20 protein-coding genes are annotated in these 15,786 nt (G+C 62.8%); 18 read left to right on the top strand and 2 right to left on the bottom strand.

What is annotated here, in order from left to right:
- Positions 1-22: 22 nt before the first annotated feature.
- From EJ066_RS29855 to gph, 6 genes are read left to right on the top strand one after another with little or no spacing between them, the layout of a single operon-like run.
- Positions 23-1,486 carry a form I ribulose bisphosphate carboxylase large subunit gene (locus tag EJ066_RS29855; protein ID WP_126043469.1) on the top strand — a complete coding sequence of 488 codons (1,464 nt, stop codon included), beginning with the start codon at positions 23-25 and terminating at the stop codon, positions 1,484-1,486.
- A gap of 11 nt (positions 1,487-1,497) precedes the next feature.
- A complete protein-coding gene (locus tag EJ066_RS29860) occupies positions 1,498-1,917 on the top strand; it encodes a ribulose bisphosphate carboxylase small subunit (RefSeq protein WP_126043470.1) in 420 nt (139 codons plus the stop codon).
- A 23-nt stretch (positions 1,918-1,940) separates the two neighbouring features.
- A complete protein-coding gene (cbbX, locus tag EJ066_RS29865) occupies positions 1,941-2,873 on the top strand; it encodes a CbbX protein (protein ID WP_245455032.1) in 933 nt (310 codons plus the stop codon).
- A gap of 39 nt (positions 2,874-2,912) precedes the next feature.
- Positions 2,913-3,599 (top strand): ribulose-phosphate 3-epimerase, encoded by a 687-nt coding sequence (gene rpe / locus EJ066_RS29870; RefSeq protein WP_126043471.1) that lies wholly within the window; start codon positions 2,913-2,915, stop codon positions 3,597-3,599.
- 22 nt (positions 3,600-3,621) lie between these two features.
- Complete coding sequence (locus EJ066_RS29875; protein WP_126043472.1) at positions 3,622-4,179, top strand: thioredoxin family protein; 558 nt, start codon at positions 3,622-3,624, stop codon at positions 4,177-4,179.
- Positions 4,176-4,877: a phosphoglycolate phosphatase gene (gene gph / locus EJ066_RS29880; protein ID WP_126043473.1), complete on the top strand. Its 702-nt coding sequence runs from the start codon at positions 4,176-4,178 to the stop codon at positions 4,875-4,877. The genes EJ066_RS29875 and gph overlap by 4 nt, the downstream gene beginning before the upstream one ends.
- 83 nt (positions 4,878-4,960) lie before the next feature.
- Here the strand turns inward: gph and EJ066_RS29885 are convergent, their stop codons facing one another.
- The gene (locus EJ066_RS29885) at positions 4,961-5,341 is read right to left on the bottom strand and encodes a cytochrome c family protein (RefSeq protein WP_126043474.1); all 381 of its coding nucleotides are present in this window, start codon (positions 5,339-5,341) and stop codon (positions 4,961-4,963) included.
- 578 nt (positions 5,342-5,919) lie between these two features.
- Between EJ066_RS29885 and EJ066_RS29890 the strand changes: the two genes are divergently transcribed.
- The 12 genes from EJ066_RS29890 to EJ066_RS29940 all read left to right on the top strand — a co-directional run bounded on the left by EJ066_RS29890 (position 5,920) and on the right by EJ066_RS29940 (position 14,864).
- Positions 5,920-6,129 (top strand): hypothetical protein, encoded by a 210-nt coding sequence (locus tag EJ066_RS29890; RefSeq protein WP_126043475.1) that lies wholly within the window; start codon positions 5,920-5,922, stop codon positions 6,127-6,129.
- A 197-nt stretch (positions 6,130-6,326) separates the two neighbouring features.
- Positions 6,327-7,172: an ABC transporter substrate-binding protein gene (locus EJ066_RS29895; RefSeq protein ID WP_245455033.1), complete on the top strand. Its 846-nt coding sequence runs from the start codon at positions 6,327-6,329 to the stop codon at positions 7,170-7,172.
- Entirely contained in the window at positions 7,169-7,996 is an 828-nt protein-coding gene (locus EJ066_RS29900; protein WP_126043476.1) for an ABC transporter permease, read from the top strand. Before EJ066_RS29895 ends, EJ066_RS29900 begins: the two co-directional genes overlap by 4 nt.
- Positions 7,965-8,705, top strand: coding sequence for an ATP-binding cassette domain-containing protein (locus tag EJ066_RS29905; RefSeq protein ID WP_126044108.1), 741 nt, complete (start codon positions 7,965-7,967; stop codon positions 8,703-8,705). Before EJ066_RS29900 ends, EJ066_RS29905 begins: the two co-directional genes overlap by 32 nt.
- Before the next feature lie 35 nt (positions 8,706-8,740).
- Positions 8,741-9,712 carry a quinoprotein relay system zinc metallohydrolase 2 gene (locus EJ066_RS29910; protein WP_126043477.1) on the top strand — a complete coding sequence of 324 codons (972 nt, stop codon included), beginning with the start codon at positions 8,741-8,743 and terminating at the stop codon, positions 9,710-9,712.
- Between the two features lie 230 nt (positions 9,713-9,942).
- Positions 9,943-10,281, top strand: coding sequence for a hypothetical protein (locus EJ066_RS29915; RefSeq protein WP_126043478.1), 339 nt, complete (start codon positions 9,943-9,945; stop codon positions 10,279-10,281).
- A gap of 130 nt (positions 10,282-10,411) precedes the next feature.
- Positions 10,412-11,902 (top strand): multicopper oxidase family protein, encoded by a 1,491-nt coding sequence (locus tag EJ066_RS29920; RefSeq protein ID WP_126043479.1) that lies wholly within the window; start codon positions 10,412-10,414, stop codon positions 11,900-11,902.
- Between the two features lie 28 nt (positions 11,903-11,930).
- Positions 11,931-12,371 (top strand): DUF411 domain-containing protein, encoded by a 441-nt coding sequence (locus EJ066_RS29925; protein ID WP_126043480.1) that lies wholly within the window; start codon positions 11,931-11,933, stop codon positions 12,369-12,371.
- Between the two features lie 9 nt (positions 12,372-12,380).
- Positions 12,381-12,506: a hypothetical protein gene (locus EJ066_RS32495; protein ID WP_281035445.1), complete on the top strand. Its 126-nt coding sequence runs from the start codon at positions 12,381-12,383 to the stop codon at positions 12,504-12,506.
- On the top strand, positions 12,503-13,015 hold the full coding sequence (locus EJ066_RS29930) for a c-type cytochrome (RefSeq protein WP_245455034.1): 513 nt from the start codon (positions 12,503-12,505) through the stop codon (positions 13,013-13,015). Before EJ066_RS32495 ends, EJ066_RS29930 begins: the two co-directional genes overlap by 4 nt.
- Positions 13,012-13,698, top strand: a complete 687-nt coding sequence (locus tag EJ066_RS29935; RefSeq protein WP_126043481.1) for an SCO family protein — start codon at positions 13,012-13,014, stop codon at positions 13,696-13,698. Before EJ066_RS29930 ends, EJ066_RS29935 begins: the two co-directional genes overlap by 4 nt.
- A 302-nt stretch (positions 13,699-14,000) precedes the next feature.
- The gene (locus EJ066_RS29940) at positions 14,001-14,864 is read left to right on the top strand and encodes a quinoprotein dehydrogenase-associated SoxYZ-like carrier (RefSeq protein WP_126043482.1); all 864 of its coding nucleotides are present in this window, start codon (positions 14,001-14,003) and stop codon (positions 14,862-14,864) included.
- 24 nt (positions 14,865-14,888) lie between these two features.
- Here EJ066_RS29940 and EJ066_RS29945 read toward each other — a convergent pair whose 3' ends face one another.
- A complete protein-coding gene (locus tag EJ066_RS29945; protein WP_126043483.1) occupies positions 14,889-15,242 on the bottom strand; it encodes a hypothetical protein in 354 nt (117 codons plus the stop codon).
- Between the last annotated feature and the right edge of the window lie 544 nt (positions 15,243-15,786).

Below are 15,786 nucleotides of genomic sequence, written 5' to 3' on the forward strand. Positions count from 1 at the left end.
CAAAAAGGAAAGGACCAGTGCCATGCCCGACAACAGATCCGAAACCGTCACCGGCAAGGACCGCTACAGATCCGGCGTCATGGAATACAAGAAGATGGGCTATTGGGAGCCCGACTACGAGCCGAAGGACACCGACATCATTTCGGTGTTCCGGATCACGCCGCAGGATGGCGTCGACCCGATAGAGGCCGCGGCCGCCGTCGCCGGCGAATCCTCGACCGCGACCTGGACGGTGGTCTGGACCGACCGGCTGACGGCGACCGAGAAATACCGCGCCAAGGCCTATCAGGTCGACCCGGTGCCAAACGCGCCCGGGCAGTATTTCGCCTATATCGCCTACGACCTCGACCTGTTCGAGCCAGGTTCGATCGCCAATCTCTCGGCGTCGATCATCGGCAACGTCTTCGGCTTCAAGCCATTGAAGGCGCTGCGGCTCGAAGACATGCGTTTTCCGGTCGCCTATGTGAAGACCTTCCAGGGCCCGGCGACCGGCATCGTCGTCGAGCGCGAGCGCCTCGACAAGTTCGGCCGCCCTCTGCTCGGCGCCACCGTCAAGCCGAAGCTCGGCCTTTCGGGCCGCAATTACGGCCGTGTCGTCTACGAGGCGCTGAAGGGCGGGCTCGATTTCACCAAGGATGACGAGAACATCAACTCGCAGCCCTTCATGCATTGGCGCGAGCGTTTTCTCTACTGCATGGAGGCCGTCAACAAGGCGCAGGCCGAGACGGGCGAGATCAAGGGGACCTATCTCAACGTCACCGCGGCCACCATGGAGGACATGTACGAACGCGCCGACTTCGCCAAGGAGCTCGGTTCCAACATCGTCATGATCGACCTGGTCATCGGCTACACGGCAATCCAGTCGATGGCGAAATGGGCGCGCAGGAACGACATGATCCTGCATCTCCATCGCGCCGGCCATTCGACCTACACGCGCCAGAAGAGCCACGGCGTTTCCTTCCGCGTCATCGCCAAATGGATGCGGCTTGCCGGCGTCGACCACATCCATGCCGGCACCGTCGTCGGCAAGCTGGAAGGTGATCCGGCGACGACCAAGGGCTACTACGACGTCTGCCGCGACGACTTCAACCCGAAGCGGCTCGAGAACGGCATCTTCTTCGACCAGCACTGGGCATCGCTCAACAAGCTGATGCCGGTGGCATCCGGCGGCATCCATGCCGGCCAGATGCACCAGCTTCTCGACCTGCTCGGCGAGGATGTGGTGCTGCAGTTCGGCGGCGGCACCATCGGCCATCCGATGGGTATCGCCGCCGGCGCCACCGCAAACCGGGTGGCGCTCGAATGCATGATCCTCGCCCGCAACGAGGGCCGCGATTATGTGCGGGAAGGGACTGAGATTCTCGAGCACGCCGCCAGGTCTTGCCTGCCGCTGCGACAGGCGCTCGATGTCTGGAAGGACGTGACCTTCAATTACGCCTCGACCGATACGCCGGACTTTGTCCCGGTGGCGACGGCTGCTGAATAAGGAGATCGACAATGCGCATCACCCAAGGGGCCTTTTCCTTCCTGCCCGACCTGACCGACGATCAGATCCGGGCGCAGGTTCAGTACTGCATCGACAACAAATGGGCCGTCAGCCTCGAGTTCACCGACGATCCGCATCCGCGCAACATCTATTGGGACATGTGGGGCCACCCGATGTTCGACAACCCCGATGCGGCGGCGCTGATCATGGAGCTCAACGCCTGCCGCAAGGTCTATGGCGACCGCTATATCCGCGTCGTCGCCTTCGATTCCTCGCATGGCTGGGAATCGGTGAAGCTCTCCTTCATCGTCAACCGGCCGGCCGAGGAACCGGGCTACCGGCTCGAGCGGCAGGAGACGGCCGGCCGCATGATCCGCTACACCACCAAACCCTACGCCGCGGACAGGCCGGCCGGGGCCAGGTACGGCTGACCGTCGAGAAACAGGAGAATGCGATGTCGGCGCCAGCCATGGCTGAAACCGAAGTGCCAGAGAACGCCGTCCCAGTGGCGATCGACCTGCGCGAGGAATTCGAAAGTTCCGGCGTCAAGGACGTTCTGGCCGAACTCGACCGCGACCTGATCGGGCTCGCCCCGGTCAAGAAGCGCATCCGCGAGACGGCGGCGCTTCTGCTGGTCGAGCGGGCGCGGCGCCGCATGGGCCTCGCCCATGACACGCCGACGCTGCACATGAGCTTCACCGGAAACCCCGGCACCGGCAAGACCACTGTTGCGCTGCGCATGGCCGACCTGCTGCATCGGCTGGGTTATATCCGCAAGGGCCACCTGGTCTCAGTGACGCGCGACGATCTGGTCGGCCAGTATATCGGTCACACCGCACCCAAGACCAAGGAGATCCTGAAGAAGGCGATGGGCGGGGTGCTGTTCATCGACGAGGCCTATTATCTCTACCGGCCGGAGAACGAGCGCGATTACGGCCAGGAGGCGATCGAGATCCTGCTGCAGGTGATGGAGAACCAGCGTGACGATCTCGTGGTCATCCTCGCCGGCTACGCGCAGCGCATGGACCGCTTCTTCGAGAGCAATCCGGGATTCCGATCACGCATCGCCCACCACATCGACTTTCCCGACTACACGGACGAGGAACTGCTTGGGATTGCCGAACAGATGCTCGACCAGCAGAATTACCTGCTCGACGATGCGGCAGCCGCCGTAATGGCCGACTACATCGCGCGACGCCGCGCGCAGCCGCATTTCGCCAATGCCCGTTCGATCCGCAACGCGCTCGACCGCGCACGGCTGAGGCAGGCGAACCGCCTGTTCGAAAGTGCGAACGGACCGCTCGATGCCCGGGCGCTGTCGACGATCTCGGCCGAGGATATCACCGCCAGCCGGGTCTTCGCGCTAAAACCCGGGTCTTCGCACTAAAACCCGGGTCTTCACTAAAACCAAGGAAGGAGAAACCAAATGACGCGAAAAACCATCATCGCCCCTTCCGTTCTGTCGTCGGACTTCTCGCGGCTCGGCGACGAGGTCGAAGCGGTTGTCCGGGCGGATGCCGACTGGATTCATCTCGACGTGATGGACGGCCATTTCGTGCCCAACATCACCTTCGGTCCGCCGGTGATCAAGGCGATCCGTGATCGAACGGACAAGGTCTTCGACTGCCATCTGATGATCGCGCCGGCCGACCCCTATCTCGCCGCCTTCGCCGATGCCGGCTGCGACATCATCACGGTGCATGCCGAGGCCGGGCCGCATCTCGACCGTTCGCTGCAGGCGATCAGGAATCTCGGCAAGAAGGCCGGCGTATCGCTGAATCCGTCGACGCCGGAAAGCGTCATCGAGTATGTGCTCGACCGGCTCGATCTGGTGCTTCTGATGACGGTCAATCCGGGCTTCGGCGGCCAGGCTTTCATTTCGTCCGTCGTCGACAAGGTCAGGCGGGTCAAGGCGCTGATCGGCAACCGCCCGATCGACATCGAGATCGACGGCGGCGTCACGCCCGAGACCGCTCCGCTGGTCACCGCGGCCGGCGCCAATGTGCTGGTCGCCGGCTCGGCCATCTTCAAGGGCGGCACCGAGGCTGCCTATCGTGCCAATATCGGCGCCATCAGGCAGGCGGCCGACGGGGCGATCCGGAAGGCCGCGTAAACCGTTTCATCGGAGGGCAAATATGGCGGCAATCCCACCTGTCTGCGATTTCGGCTGGCAAGCCGTCGATGCCGTCTTGCCCGGCATCGACGGCAAGTCGCATTCGATCTTCAGCCACGCCGGCCCGAACGGGCTGGTGGTGGCCTTCATCTGCAATCACTGCCCCTATGTGAAGGCGGCGATTTCACGCATCGTGCGCGATGCCAACGACCTCAAGGCGGAAGGTATCGGCTTTGTCGCGATCAACGCCAACGATGCCGACGCCTATCCGGATGATTCCTTCGACAACATGAAGCTCTTCGCCAGGGCGAACGGCTTCACCTTCCCCTACCTCCATGACGAGCGCCAGACGGTGGCGCGTGCCTATGGCGCCGTGTGCACGCCGGATTTCTTCGGGCTCAACAGCGAGTTGACGCTGCAATATCGCGGCCGGCTTGACGCGTCGCGACGAGACGCCGGACCGCCAGGGCTGAGGCGCGACCTGTTCGAGGCGATGAAGCAGGTTGCCCGAACCGGCGACGGGCCGCTCGACCAGATCGCTTCGATCGGCTGCTCGATCAAGTGGAAGGACGCCGCATGAACGTCGGCGCGGGTAGGCCTTTTCGATCGCCAAAGGCGATCCTGTTCGATCTCGACGGCACGCTGGTCGATTCGGCGCCTGACATAACGGCCGCGGTCAACGAATTGCTGGCCGGCCGCGATCTGCCGCCGCTGCGCCTGGAACAGGTCAAGGCGATGATCGGCGGCGGCATCAGGAAACTGGTCGAACGGGCCTTCACGGCTTCCGGATCGCCGCTCCTCGGCAGCGCGCTCGATGAAGCCAACCGCGTCATGATGCCGATCTACCGCCGGCATCTGACCGGCCTGACAAGGCTGATGCCTGGCGTCAAGGAGGTCCTCACGCACCTCCACCTGAGCGGCATCGCCATGGGCGTGGTGACCAACAAGCCGCAGTTGGCGGCGCGCGAAATCCTGCTGCATTTTGGGCTGACGGAGTATCTCGGCGCGATCGTCGGCGGAGACGCGGTGACATACATGAAACCGGCGCCCGACGCCCTGCTGCTGGCGCTCGACCAGCTCCAGGTCGAACCTCGTGAGACACTGATGGTCGGAGACAGCAGCGCCGACGTGGCCGCCGCGCGCGCCGCCGGCATGCCCGTCATCCTGCTGCATGGCGGCTACAGCCAAGTTCCCGTTGAAGAGCTTGGCGCCGACCTCGTTTGCGACAGCCTCCTCGACCTGCCTTCCGCGATGCGGAGGCTTCAGGACGCCGCTTGACCGGCGGCGCCCACCGCCAGGGCGGGGCGCCGGCCGAACGTTCGAACGGCCGGCGAAGCCGGGTTACTTCCTGCGGAACCGGGTTATTTGGAGAATTGCTTCAGATAGGCGATGACGTTGGCGAGGTCCTCGTCCTTCTTGAGACCGGCAAACGCCATCTTCGTACCTTTGACCATGGCCTTGGGATCTTTAAGGTAGGTCGTCAGCGTGGCGTCGTCCCATTTGACGCCGGATGCACCCGCCTCGGTCATGGGTTTGGAATATTTGAACCCCGGATGCGTGCCGGCCGTCCGGCCGATGACGCCCTTCAACGACGGGCCGATCTTGTTCTTGTCCTCGTCGGCGACGTGGCAGGCCTTGCATTTGGCGAAGACCTTCTCACCCGCGGCGGCGTCCTGCGCCTGGGAGGGGTTCGTGATGAACGTCGCAACGGACACGACGGCGAAAAACGCGATTGCACGCATGGCATTTCCTCATTGATCGTCAAGGTGCCCTGGACGATTGCGCATGCCGTTGTTTGATCATCGGCATGCGTCGTTTATGGCAGAGCGAATCCGCCTCTCCCTTGTGAAGCTGCGGCGCCTGCACCTTGGAAGCTACCCGGCCGATGAGGGATGTCAACCACGCAAAGATTTAGAGAACGCGGAGCACAAGCAATCGCTTCCACTTGTCGAGGTCGGCGCAGCCCCTCGTCTGGCAACCGTGGATAGCTTTCAAATGTAGCTTCAACTTGACACGTGACGGCAGCTATGATAGGAATTTATTCATGGTGCTGATTTGCGCCAATGACGCCCGTGAGGACCCGCCGCCGAGGCGGGTTTTTTGTTTCAGCTTTCCGCGCCATTCCTCCCGAGGTTAAGAAGACCGGCCCGGTAGAGCCTGTCCGCCTTTGTTGACGGCCATCGGGCGAACGCGTAGCCTTAAACCATTCCGGTTTTCCATGGGCACCTCGGGACTCCGGCCAGTGGCGATTTCGTCCAGGCTCGCGGATCGGGCCGGATCTCGCCGAAGCGGGCGTCTTTAAGCGCGCAAGAGGTGCTGAATGGATATGGTCGACCTCATATTGACGGTTTGCCTGATTGCCGATCCAGGCGACTGCCGAGACGAACATCTCTATTTCGAGAGCCGTGGCTCTCTCGTCCAGTGTATGGTGCTGGCGCCCAGCGAAATCGCGAAATGGTCGCAGGAACACCCGGCCCTCAAGGTCAAGCGCTGGACATGCGCTTTCCCGAACAGGAACCGTGCGATCTGATCGGCGCCCTGGCTCAGTACCGCCCCGGGAGGAGACATCATGATGATTTCGCGTCGAGGAACGCTCCGTCTGGCAGCCTTTGGAGCAGCCGCGCTCTTGTCTCAAGGCCCGCCTTCGGCACAGCCCCCTCCTTCGGCACGGCCAAGGTTCGTATTGGCGTGCTGAAGTTCGGCACCGTGAGTTGGGCGCTTGACACCATGAAACAACACAAGTTCGACACGGCCAATGGCATCGATCTGGAAGTCATCGATTTCGCTGGCGAGGATGCAACCAACGTCGCGATACTGGCAGGAGCGATCGACATGATCGTGACCGACTGGCTGTGGGTCTCACGCCAGCGCTCGGCAGGCGTCGACCTTACACTGGTCCCCTATTCGACCGCCGTCGGGGCGATCATGGTGAAGGAGGAATCGCCAATCCGGACCATCGCCGATCTCAAGGGAAAAAAGATCGGCGTCGCCGGCGGGCCGCTCGATAAAAGCTGGCTGCTGATCCAGGCGCTGGCCCGGCGCGATCATGGCCTCGACCTCCCGACAACCAGCGACATCGTCTTTGGCGCGCCGCCGCTGATTTCGGAAAAGGCGCTGCAGGGCGAACTCGATGCGGTGCTCAATTTCTGGCATTTTTGCGCCCGGCTCGAGGCCAACGGCTTTCGTCGGCTGATCGGCGCGAACGATGCGGCCGAAGCGCTCGGGGCATCAGGCGCCGTGTCAGCGATCGGCTATGTCTTCCATGACAAATGGGCGAACGAAAATCCGGACGCCGTCCGGGGTTTCATCAAGGCTTCCGCGCAGGCCAAGGACTTGCTGGCGAGATCCGACGATGAATGGCTGCGGCTTGCGCCGATTGTCCGCGCGCAAGGCAAGGAATTGGCAAAACTGCGCGACCGCTATCGCGAGGGCATTCCCAGGCGCCCCGTCGCCGAGGATGCGGCCGACGCCGGCAGGCTCTACCGCGTGCTGGCCGAGATCGGCGGCGAAAAGCTGGTCGGCAGCGCGCCCGAAATGGCGCCCGGCACGTTCTGGCAGGAGCTTCCGAAATGACCGCGCCTGACACCGGCGATCGCGCGCCTAGCGCCGCGGCCGACAGTTCCAGCCAATCCGGCCTTGCGACGGCGGTGGCACCCGTGCTGACGATCGCGGTCTCCCTGCTCGGGCTTTGCCTGCTGTGGGGCTTTGCGGCAAATGCCTGGCCGAGCCGTGCCTTTCCAGGGCCGGGACAGGTCTGGCAGGTGCTGCTCGCGGAGGCGGCGAACGGCGACCTCTTCTACCATCTCGGCGCGACGCTCGGCCGGGTTGCCGCGGCATATATCATCGCGATGGTCGTCGGCTCGGTCATTGGCGTTTTCCTCGGCAGCTACCGCGCCGCGGACCGATTTTTCAGTCCCTGGGTGATCCTGTTTCTCAACATTCCCGCGCTGGTGGTCATCGTGCTCGCCTACATCTGGTTCGGCCTCAACGAGGCGGCGGCGATCGGCGCGGTTGCCGTGAACAAGATCCCGAATGTCGTGGTGACCATGCGCGAGGGCGCCAGGGCGCTTGACCCAGGTTACGCCGAAATGGCCGCCGTCTACCGCTTCGGTCCCCTCGACCGCATCCGCCACGTCCTGCTGCCGCAACTGCAGCCCTATCTTGCCGCCGCCTCGCGATCCGGCATCGCCCTCATCTGGAAGATCGTCCTGGTGGTCGAACTGCTCGGCCGCTCCAATGGTGTCGGCTTCCAGATCTATCTCTATTTCCAGCTCTTCGACGTCGCCGCCATTCTTGCCTACACGCTGGCTTTCGTGGCGGTGATGCTTGTCATCGAACTCCTTCTGGTGCAGCCCGTTGAACGACATGCAACCCGTTGGCGCCGCCGTCCCGCTTAGGGTCGACATCGCCGAAAAGATATTCAGGTCCGCGCAAGGCGTCTCGGTCACGGCGCTCCAGGACCTTTCCTTCGAGGTCAGGCAAGGCGAATTCGCCTGCCTGCTCGGGCCGTCGGGCTGCGGCAAGACCACGACGCTGCGCATCCTGCTTGGACTGGACAAGGACTTTTCAGGGTCCTTCCAACTGCCTGAAGGCGGCTCTAACCGGATCGCCGCCGTATTCCAGGAACCAACCTTGCTGCCGTGGCGGACGGTGGAGCAGAATGTCAGGCTGGCGCTGCCGAAAGGCCTGAGAACGAAGAACCTCGACGGGCTGTTCGACACGCTCGGCCTCGCCGGCATGCGCTCGCTCTATCCGGCCGAGCTTTCGCTCGGCCTTGCGCGCAGGGCAGCGCTTGCCAGGGCCTTCGCCACCGAACCGGCGGTGCTTTTCCTGGACGAGCCCTTTGCCTCGCTCGACGAACGGACCGCCGAGCGGCTTCGGCACCTGCTTTTGACCGTGTGGTCGGCGCGGCCTACGACCGCCTTGATGGTAACGCACAATCTGCGCGAGGCACTGATGCTGTCGGATCGCATCATCGTGCTGGCGCAGCGGCCAGCCCACGTGCTCGGCATGTTCGACGTAAGGCTGCCGCGGCACTATCGCAATCCACAGGTGATGAGCGACCTTTTGCGGTCGTTCCACCAGAAATTTCCGGGCGTGGCCTGATCGCCTAATTTAGCAATGCATATCGAGGGATAGCCATGCCGATCGACAGGGTACGACGCAAGCTTGTGAATGGCTTCGCCTGCACCGCGGCCAGCGCCGCGGTGCTGCCCTGTTGCCTCGGGCGGGCCGCTCTCGCCGCTGCCGGCAGCCTTGAGTTCAAGGTCAGGAATGTCGCCGACGGCGTCTTCGCTTTCCAGGGCGTGGACGAATTGATGAGTGCCGCCAACCAGGGCGCGATCTCGAACCTGGGCGCCGTCGTCGGGACCGACGCCGTTGCCGTCATCGACAGCGGCGGCAGTCTGGTCGAGGCGCACGCCTTCATCGGCGCGATCGGCAAGATGACTGCCAAGCCGGTTCGCTACCTGATCAACACCCACATGCACCCCGACCACATCTTCGGCAACGCGGCGTTCCGGGGGATCGGCGCGACCATCGTCGGCCACCACAATCTGCCGCGCGCACTCGAGGCGCGCGGCACGTTCTACCTGCAGAGCTTTCGCGAACAGATCGGCGACGCGCTCATGAAAGGGATCGAGATCGTGCCGCCGACCAGTCTGGTCGACGATCGCCTGCAACTCGACCTCGGTGGACGCGTGCTCGAATTGCAGGCGTGGAAGGCGGCTCACACCGACAACGACCTGACCGTCTTCGACGGCGCGACCGGCACGCTGTTTGCCGGCGATCTCGTTTTCGTGGGTTCCTTGCCGACGCTCGACGGATCGCTGCTCGGCTGGCTCCGCCAGATGGATGCGCTCGCCGCGATCGGCGCCGCGCGCGTCGTGCCAGGTCATGGCCCGGTGCCCACCGACTGGCCGCGGGCGCTGACGGCGGAGCGGCACTATTTCGAGGCTCTGGCGCACGATATTCGCAAGGCGATCGCCGACGGGATGCCGCTCAGCGAGGCCGTCAAGACCGCCGGCCGAAGCGAACGGGGCAATTGGCATCTGTTCGACGAGTACAACGAGCGCAATGCAACGGCCGCTTTTGCCGAACTCGAATGGGAATAGCTCACACCGACAAGCGCTAGTGGTGAAAATCTGATGGAGTGGTACCCGAGACGAAATACCGCTTTGGTGGTTTCCTGCCGTACGTCTCGTCGACCGGAACGAGCAAGGAGCGCCACGAGCGGACCTTCAACAATTGCGGGCCTACTACAGGACTTCGGGTGATTCGCGACGTTGAGGCTGCGACTGTCCGTATCTGGACACGCGAGGGAAACGGGATAGTATGAGCCCTGATGGAAAGCCTTTCCCGCATTCTTGCAATTGTCCTGCTCGTGGTCTTCGCAGCGGGCACGGTTGCGCATGCGGCGAATGCCACAAGCATGTCGCTGGCGATGTCTCCGGTCGCGATGGACGACGGAGACATGGGCGATTGCGATGCCTGTCCTCCCGACAATAGCGGTAAAACCCCGGCTTGCGGCCAAGCCTGTCTGGCGCCGTTTGTCGCAATTCCTGCGCCGGTCAGTGTCGAGCTTTCCTTTGTGGCAGCCGAAATTGCGACCTCACCGCTGGAGGAATTGGTCGGCCACACCGGCCCGCCCGATCTCTCTCCTCCTCGAATCATCATCCTGTAGCTGACGCCGGCCGGGTTTGCCCGATCGCCGGTGCAACGACCGCGGGCACATCGTACCGCCCGTGGTCACGATGCGCATCAGCCGCTTCGGCGCCGTTATGCCAACGACCGACTTTCAGGATGGTTGAACCATGTCCAGATTCTATTCACCGGCGCTGACGCGTCGAGCTTTTCTCACATCGGCCGCCGCAGGCGCGGTAGGTGCGATGCTGCCCTTGTCCCGACAATCGCCGGCCATCGCCGCGGCCGTGCGCGAGATCCGGTTGCGGGCAGCGCCGGGCCGTGCGCGGCTTCTACCCGAACCATCCGGCGAGATTTCTGCCTGGTGCTATAACGGGACTGCTCCCGGTCCCGAGATCCGCGTCCGGCAGGGCGACCGGCTGCGGGTCGAAGTCGAGAACGGCCTTGCCGAGGAAACGACCGTGCACTGGCATGGCGTGCGTGTGCCGCACACCATGGACGGCGTTCCGCACCTCACCCAGAAGCCGATCGGGACCGGAGAGCGCTTCGTCTATGAATTCGACGCGGTCGACGCCGGCACCTTCTGGTACCATCCGCACCAGCGGAGCTTCGAGCAGGTCGGGCGTGGGCTTTACGGTCCGCTGATTATCGAGGAACGCGAGCCGGTGCGGGTCGACCGCGATGTGACCTGGGTGCTCGGCGACTGGCGGCTGACGAAATCGGGCGCCGTCAGCGAGGATTTCGGCAACATGCACGACATTCACCACAATGGCCGCGTCGGCAACGCGGTCACCATCAACGGCCGCGTGCCTGATACCTTCTCCGTCAGCCCGGGGGAGCGCATTCGGCTGCGGCTGATCAACGGCGCCAATGCACGCATCTTCAGCCCCGACTTCACCGGCCTACAGCCGGTCGTCATCGCGCTCGACGGCCAGCCGGTCGCGCCGCATGTTCCAGATGGCGGGCGAGTGGTGCTCGGCCCGGCCATGCGCGCCGACCTAATCCTTGACATGACGGGCAAACCCGGCAGCCGGGTTTCGATCTTCGACCGGTTCTATGAGGGACTGGAATACCGGTTGGTCGATTTCGTTCATGCCGGGAGCCCGCTCAGGGAACGCGTGCCCGACTGGCCGCTTGTGCTGCCGGCCAATCCGCTGCCGGAGCCGGACCTCGAAACCGCGTCGCGCAACGAGGTCGTCTTCAACGGCGGCATGATGGGCGAGATGGTGGCTCAGGATATGGGTGAAAGCATGGGCGCGGGTGCGCCGGGCGGCACGGTGCGCGACATGAAATCGATGACGGGGATGATGCAGGCGATGAACTCCGGCACCGCCTGGTTCATCAACGGCATCGCCGCCGACGAGGCCAGCCACGACATGAAGCCGGCGATGACGCTTGCGTGGAACAAGAGCCATGTCATCGCCATGACCAACGCGACGGCCTGGCATCATCCGATCCATCTGCACGGCCATTCGTTCCGCGTCATTTCCCGCAACGGCCAGCCCAACCGCCACCGCGAATGGCAGGACACGGTGCTGGTATCGCCGCGCGAGAAGGTCGAGATCGCCTTCGTCGCCGACAATCCCGGAGACTGGATGTTCCACTGCCACGTTCTCGAACACCAGGCCGGCGGCATGATGGCTGTCGTCCGCATCGCCTGATCGCCCGGAAACCCGAAAGGAGAAAAACATGTCCAATATTCTGAAAGCTCTCGCACTTGCGTCTTTGCTCTCCGGCGCCGGTCCGGCGCTCGCCGGCGAAAAGGACGTCACGCTCTATAAAAACCCGCAATGCGGCTGCTGCGAAGGCTATGCCGACTATCTCAGGGAAAACGGCTTCGCGGTTACCGTCAAGCCGACGCACGACCTTTCCGCTATGAGCCGGGAAGCGGGCATTCCGGTGGAAGCCGAGGGCTGCCATCTCGCCTTCATCGACGGCTATGCGGTGAGCGGCCATGTGCCGGTCGGCACGGTCAACAAGCTGTTGACCGAGCGTCCCGACATCAAGGGCGTGACGCTGCCCGGCATGCCGATGGGCTCCCCTGGCATGAGCGGTACGAAAGAGGGCCCGTTCGAGATTCTCGAAATCCGGAAGTCTGGCGGGACCGGCGGCGTCTACGCCAAGGAATAGGAGGCTGCGATGATGGAAGGCACGAGCGGAATGATGATGTGGGGCATGAGCTTCGCATGGCTGCTTGCCGTGATTGTGCTCGTCCTCGGGGCCGCCGCACTGATCAAGTACCTGTTCTTCAGCGGCGGCAAATGAGAAGGACGGCGGTCCTTTTGTCGACGCTCGGCATGGCCGCGGCAGGTCTTGGATTGGCCTGGCCTTGGCTCGCCGACTGGATGGGCGGCGCCTCGACCGCAGCGACAGCGCTCGGCAAGACGGTCTATGCCGAGCGCTGCGCCACCTGCCATGGCGTGAGCCTCGAAGGGCAGCGCGACTGGAAAAGGCCGATGCCCTCGGGTCGGATGCCGGCGCCACCGCACGATGTCTCCGGCCACACCTGGCATCATCCGGACGGCGTGCTCTTCCGCATCACCAAGGAAGGACCGGCCGCGGTCGTCGGCGGCGGCTACCAGAGCGACATGCCGGGCTTCGGGAAAGTCCTCACCGACGAAGAGATCCGGGCTGTCCCTCGCCTTCATCAAGAGTACATGGCCCGAGCGGGAACGCACCTATCAGGCGAAGATGAGCCGCCGGGAGAAGACACCGTGAGACCAGTTCAAATCCGAGCCACGAACCCCTCCCCAACCGGAAAGCATCGTCCATGAAAACGTCGCTTGTGGTCCTATCCCTGGCGTTGACGTTTGCGGCCCCGGCAGTCGCCCACCATCCGGGTGCCGATCTCGACGAGATGATGGGCAGCGAGGAGAAATTCTTCCAGGTGATTGACGAGCCCGCCGCGCCGCCGTTCGAACTGGCGGATGCCGGCGGCAAGATGGTGCGGCTTTCCGACTTTTCCGACAAGATCGTGGTGCTGAATTTCATCTTTGCCAGTTGCACGGACTTCTGTCCGCTGCATTCGGAGTTGATTGCCGAGGTTCAGAAGAAGGTCAACGATACCCCGATGAAGGACATGGTGCAGTTCCTGACGGTCACGACGGACCCGGCCAGGGACACGCGAGAGGTGCTCGAGGGCTACGGCCCGCTGCATCGACTGGACGCCCGCAACTGGATGTTCCTGACGACAAATCCGGGCCAGCCGGAAGACACCACCCGAAAACTCTCGGAGGAATACAATGTCCGCTTCGAACCACTCGACGGCGGGCAGCAGATGCACGGCATGGTCACGCACATCATCGATCGAGGCGGACGCTTCGCCGCCAAATTCCACGGCATGCGCTTCGACCCGCTCAACATGGTCCTCTACATCAACGGCCTCACCAACAACATCCGGAAACCGGCAGAATCCGAGCCCGGCTGGTGGGACAACCTCAAAGCAATGTTCCGGTGAACATCGACCAAATGGAAAAGCCCTTGCGGCGATGCCACGGTTCACCGGCAACGTCCGGAAAAGGCGTTGTCGCTTGCCGTAGAACTCCTCCCAGGGAGGGCAGGATTGGGTCATGGGCGTGCGCTCAGCCGGGCCAGGCGAACTTCCGCTTGGGTCGGAAGCGGAATCTCGCCTCGGGTACCAAACGTTAGATTTTCACCGCCAGACGTGATCAGGTGGATCGATTTGCCAACGCATCGTCAAAGGCTTATCCTCAACACCAGCCTGGGCACCACCTCTCTGACATTGGTGGAGGCATCGAAATGCAAGACCACGCTTACCGGAGCCGGCAGCCTGCCTTGCCGCTCGCAGCCATCTTCGCCGCGATCATCCTGGCCGTCGGCACGTTCCTTGGCTCCTCCGGGGCCGCCGACGCGCAGCAAACGACCGCATCTTCGGACAGTATCTGGCAGGATTTGAAAGGCGACGTATTCGGCGATCGGGCAATTCTGATCGATACCGGCGTCGTCAGGATCGAGGCGCCGAAGCGGGCGCAGGATGCCGCCATCGTCCCCGTCGACATCTACATCGACCCCGACAAGGCGCCCGACGGCATCAAGTCCGTCACCTTGATCATCGACGTCAATCCGGCACCGGTGGCGGCGGCGTTCCAGATCGGCAAGGACGCCGGCGTGACGCATCTGTCGACGCGCGTGCGCGTCAACGACTATTCCTATTTGCGCGCCATTGCGGAGACACAGGGCGGCGAACTTCACATGGCCCAGACCTTCGTCAAGGCGTCGGGCGGATGCTCCGCTCCGGCGGTCAAGAATCAGGACGAGGCGAGAGCGACGATGGGGCAGATGAAGCTGCGCCAATTCCCGCCTCAAGAGACGATGACAAAGGCGCAGGAATTGCAGTTGATGATCCGGCACCCGAACAATTCGGGCCTGCAGCGGAATCCGCTGACCCAGTATTTCATCCCCGCGCATTTTGTTCAGAAACTGTCGATCTCGCAGGCGGACCAGCCGATCCTCTCGATGGAAGGCGGAATATCGATTTCGGAAGACCCCAATTTCCGGTTCGATTTCAAGGCGCACGGCAATGGCGAAATCCAGGTCGAAGCGATCGATACGGATGGCAAGGTATTTCGCGATCAATGGCCGCTGGAGGCTACCGGGCTCTGAAGCAGTCGCCGCCTGGCGGGCGCTCTAAAAGCAGCGCACGTCGGCTTCCGCCTGCGCGCGCTTCAGTTCCGTGCCGGCGGCTCTTGCCGGCGCGCTTTCACGAAACAGTCCCGAACGCTCCCCCATCGTCAAGGACATGCTCTTGAAGGTCTCGGCCTTTTCATAATGGTCGAAGGGAAGGATCGAGGCGATGACGTCGATCGAGCAGGAACAGCTCTCCAGCGCCTGGCGTGTGCGGCCGTTCGTCTGCATGCAGCCGAGCACATAGTCGACGACCGTGGCTGTCGGGTAGTCTCCGGCGGCGCCGGCCGGATTGGCGAAGGCCAGAGCCGATACAAGCAACAGCGGCAAGGTCGACAAGCCGGCATATCTGATCATGGGGAACCCTCCGATTGGCCTGGACGTGATGATGGATCGAGCCCGACGGATCGAGACAGATCGCCGTATCAGTTGGCTCCCTGCCGCCAGGCCAGTCAAGCTCTCACGCTCACGGTATAGTACCAAAGGAGCAGTGCCGTTCCGGCCGGCAAAAGGCCTCCCCGACAGCACGATCATCCGCTCCGAATCCTGGTGCTGGCGTTCATTTCATGCCGCCCTCACTATCGGCACCCGGAGCGACGGGCGCATACTTGAGGTCGCACGATCAAATGAATATTCCTAACTAAAAATCAATACATTCTGCCAAAAAAATACGCAAAATTGGCCGACTTATATAAATCCGGCTTCGATCGCAGTCGATCAATAGCTTTATGTATGATTTTTTTCGTATCTATTTCTCTATATTGCAGTGCAGCATGGACGGAAGTGATTTTTCTTGCCTTCCGCCTGGGGATGACATAGCTTCATCCTGTTTCCGGCTTCAAGGGCGTCACCGTCATTAGGGAGCGGCGACAGTCTTTCGTAGGCCAAGTGGGATGGGCAG

The organism is Mesorhizobium sp. M9A.F.Ca.ET.002.03.1.2, assembly GCF_003952365.1.
GTDB lineage: Bacteria > Pseudomonadota > Alphaproteobacteria > Rhizobiales > Rhizobiaceae > Mesorhizobium.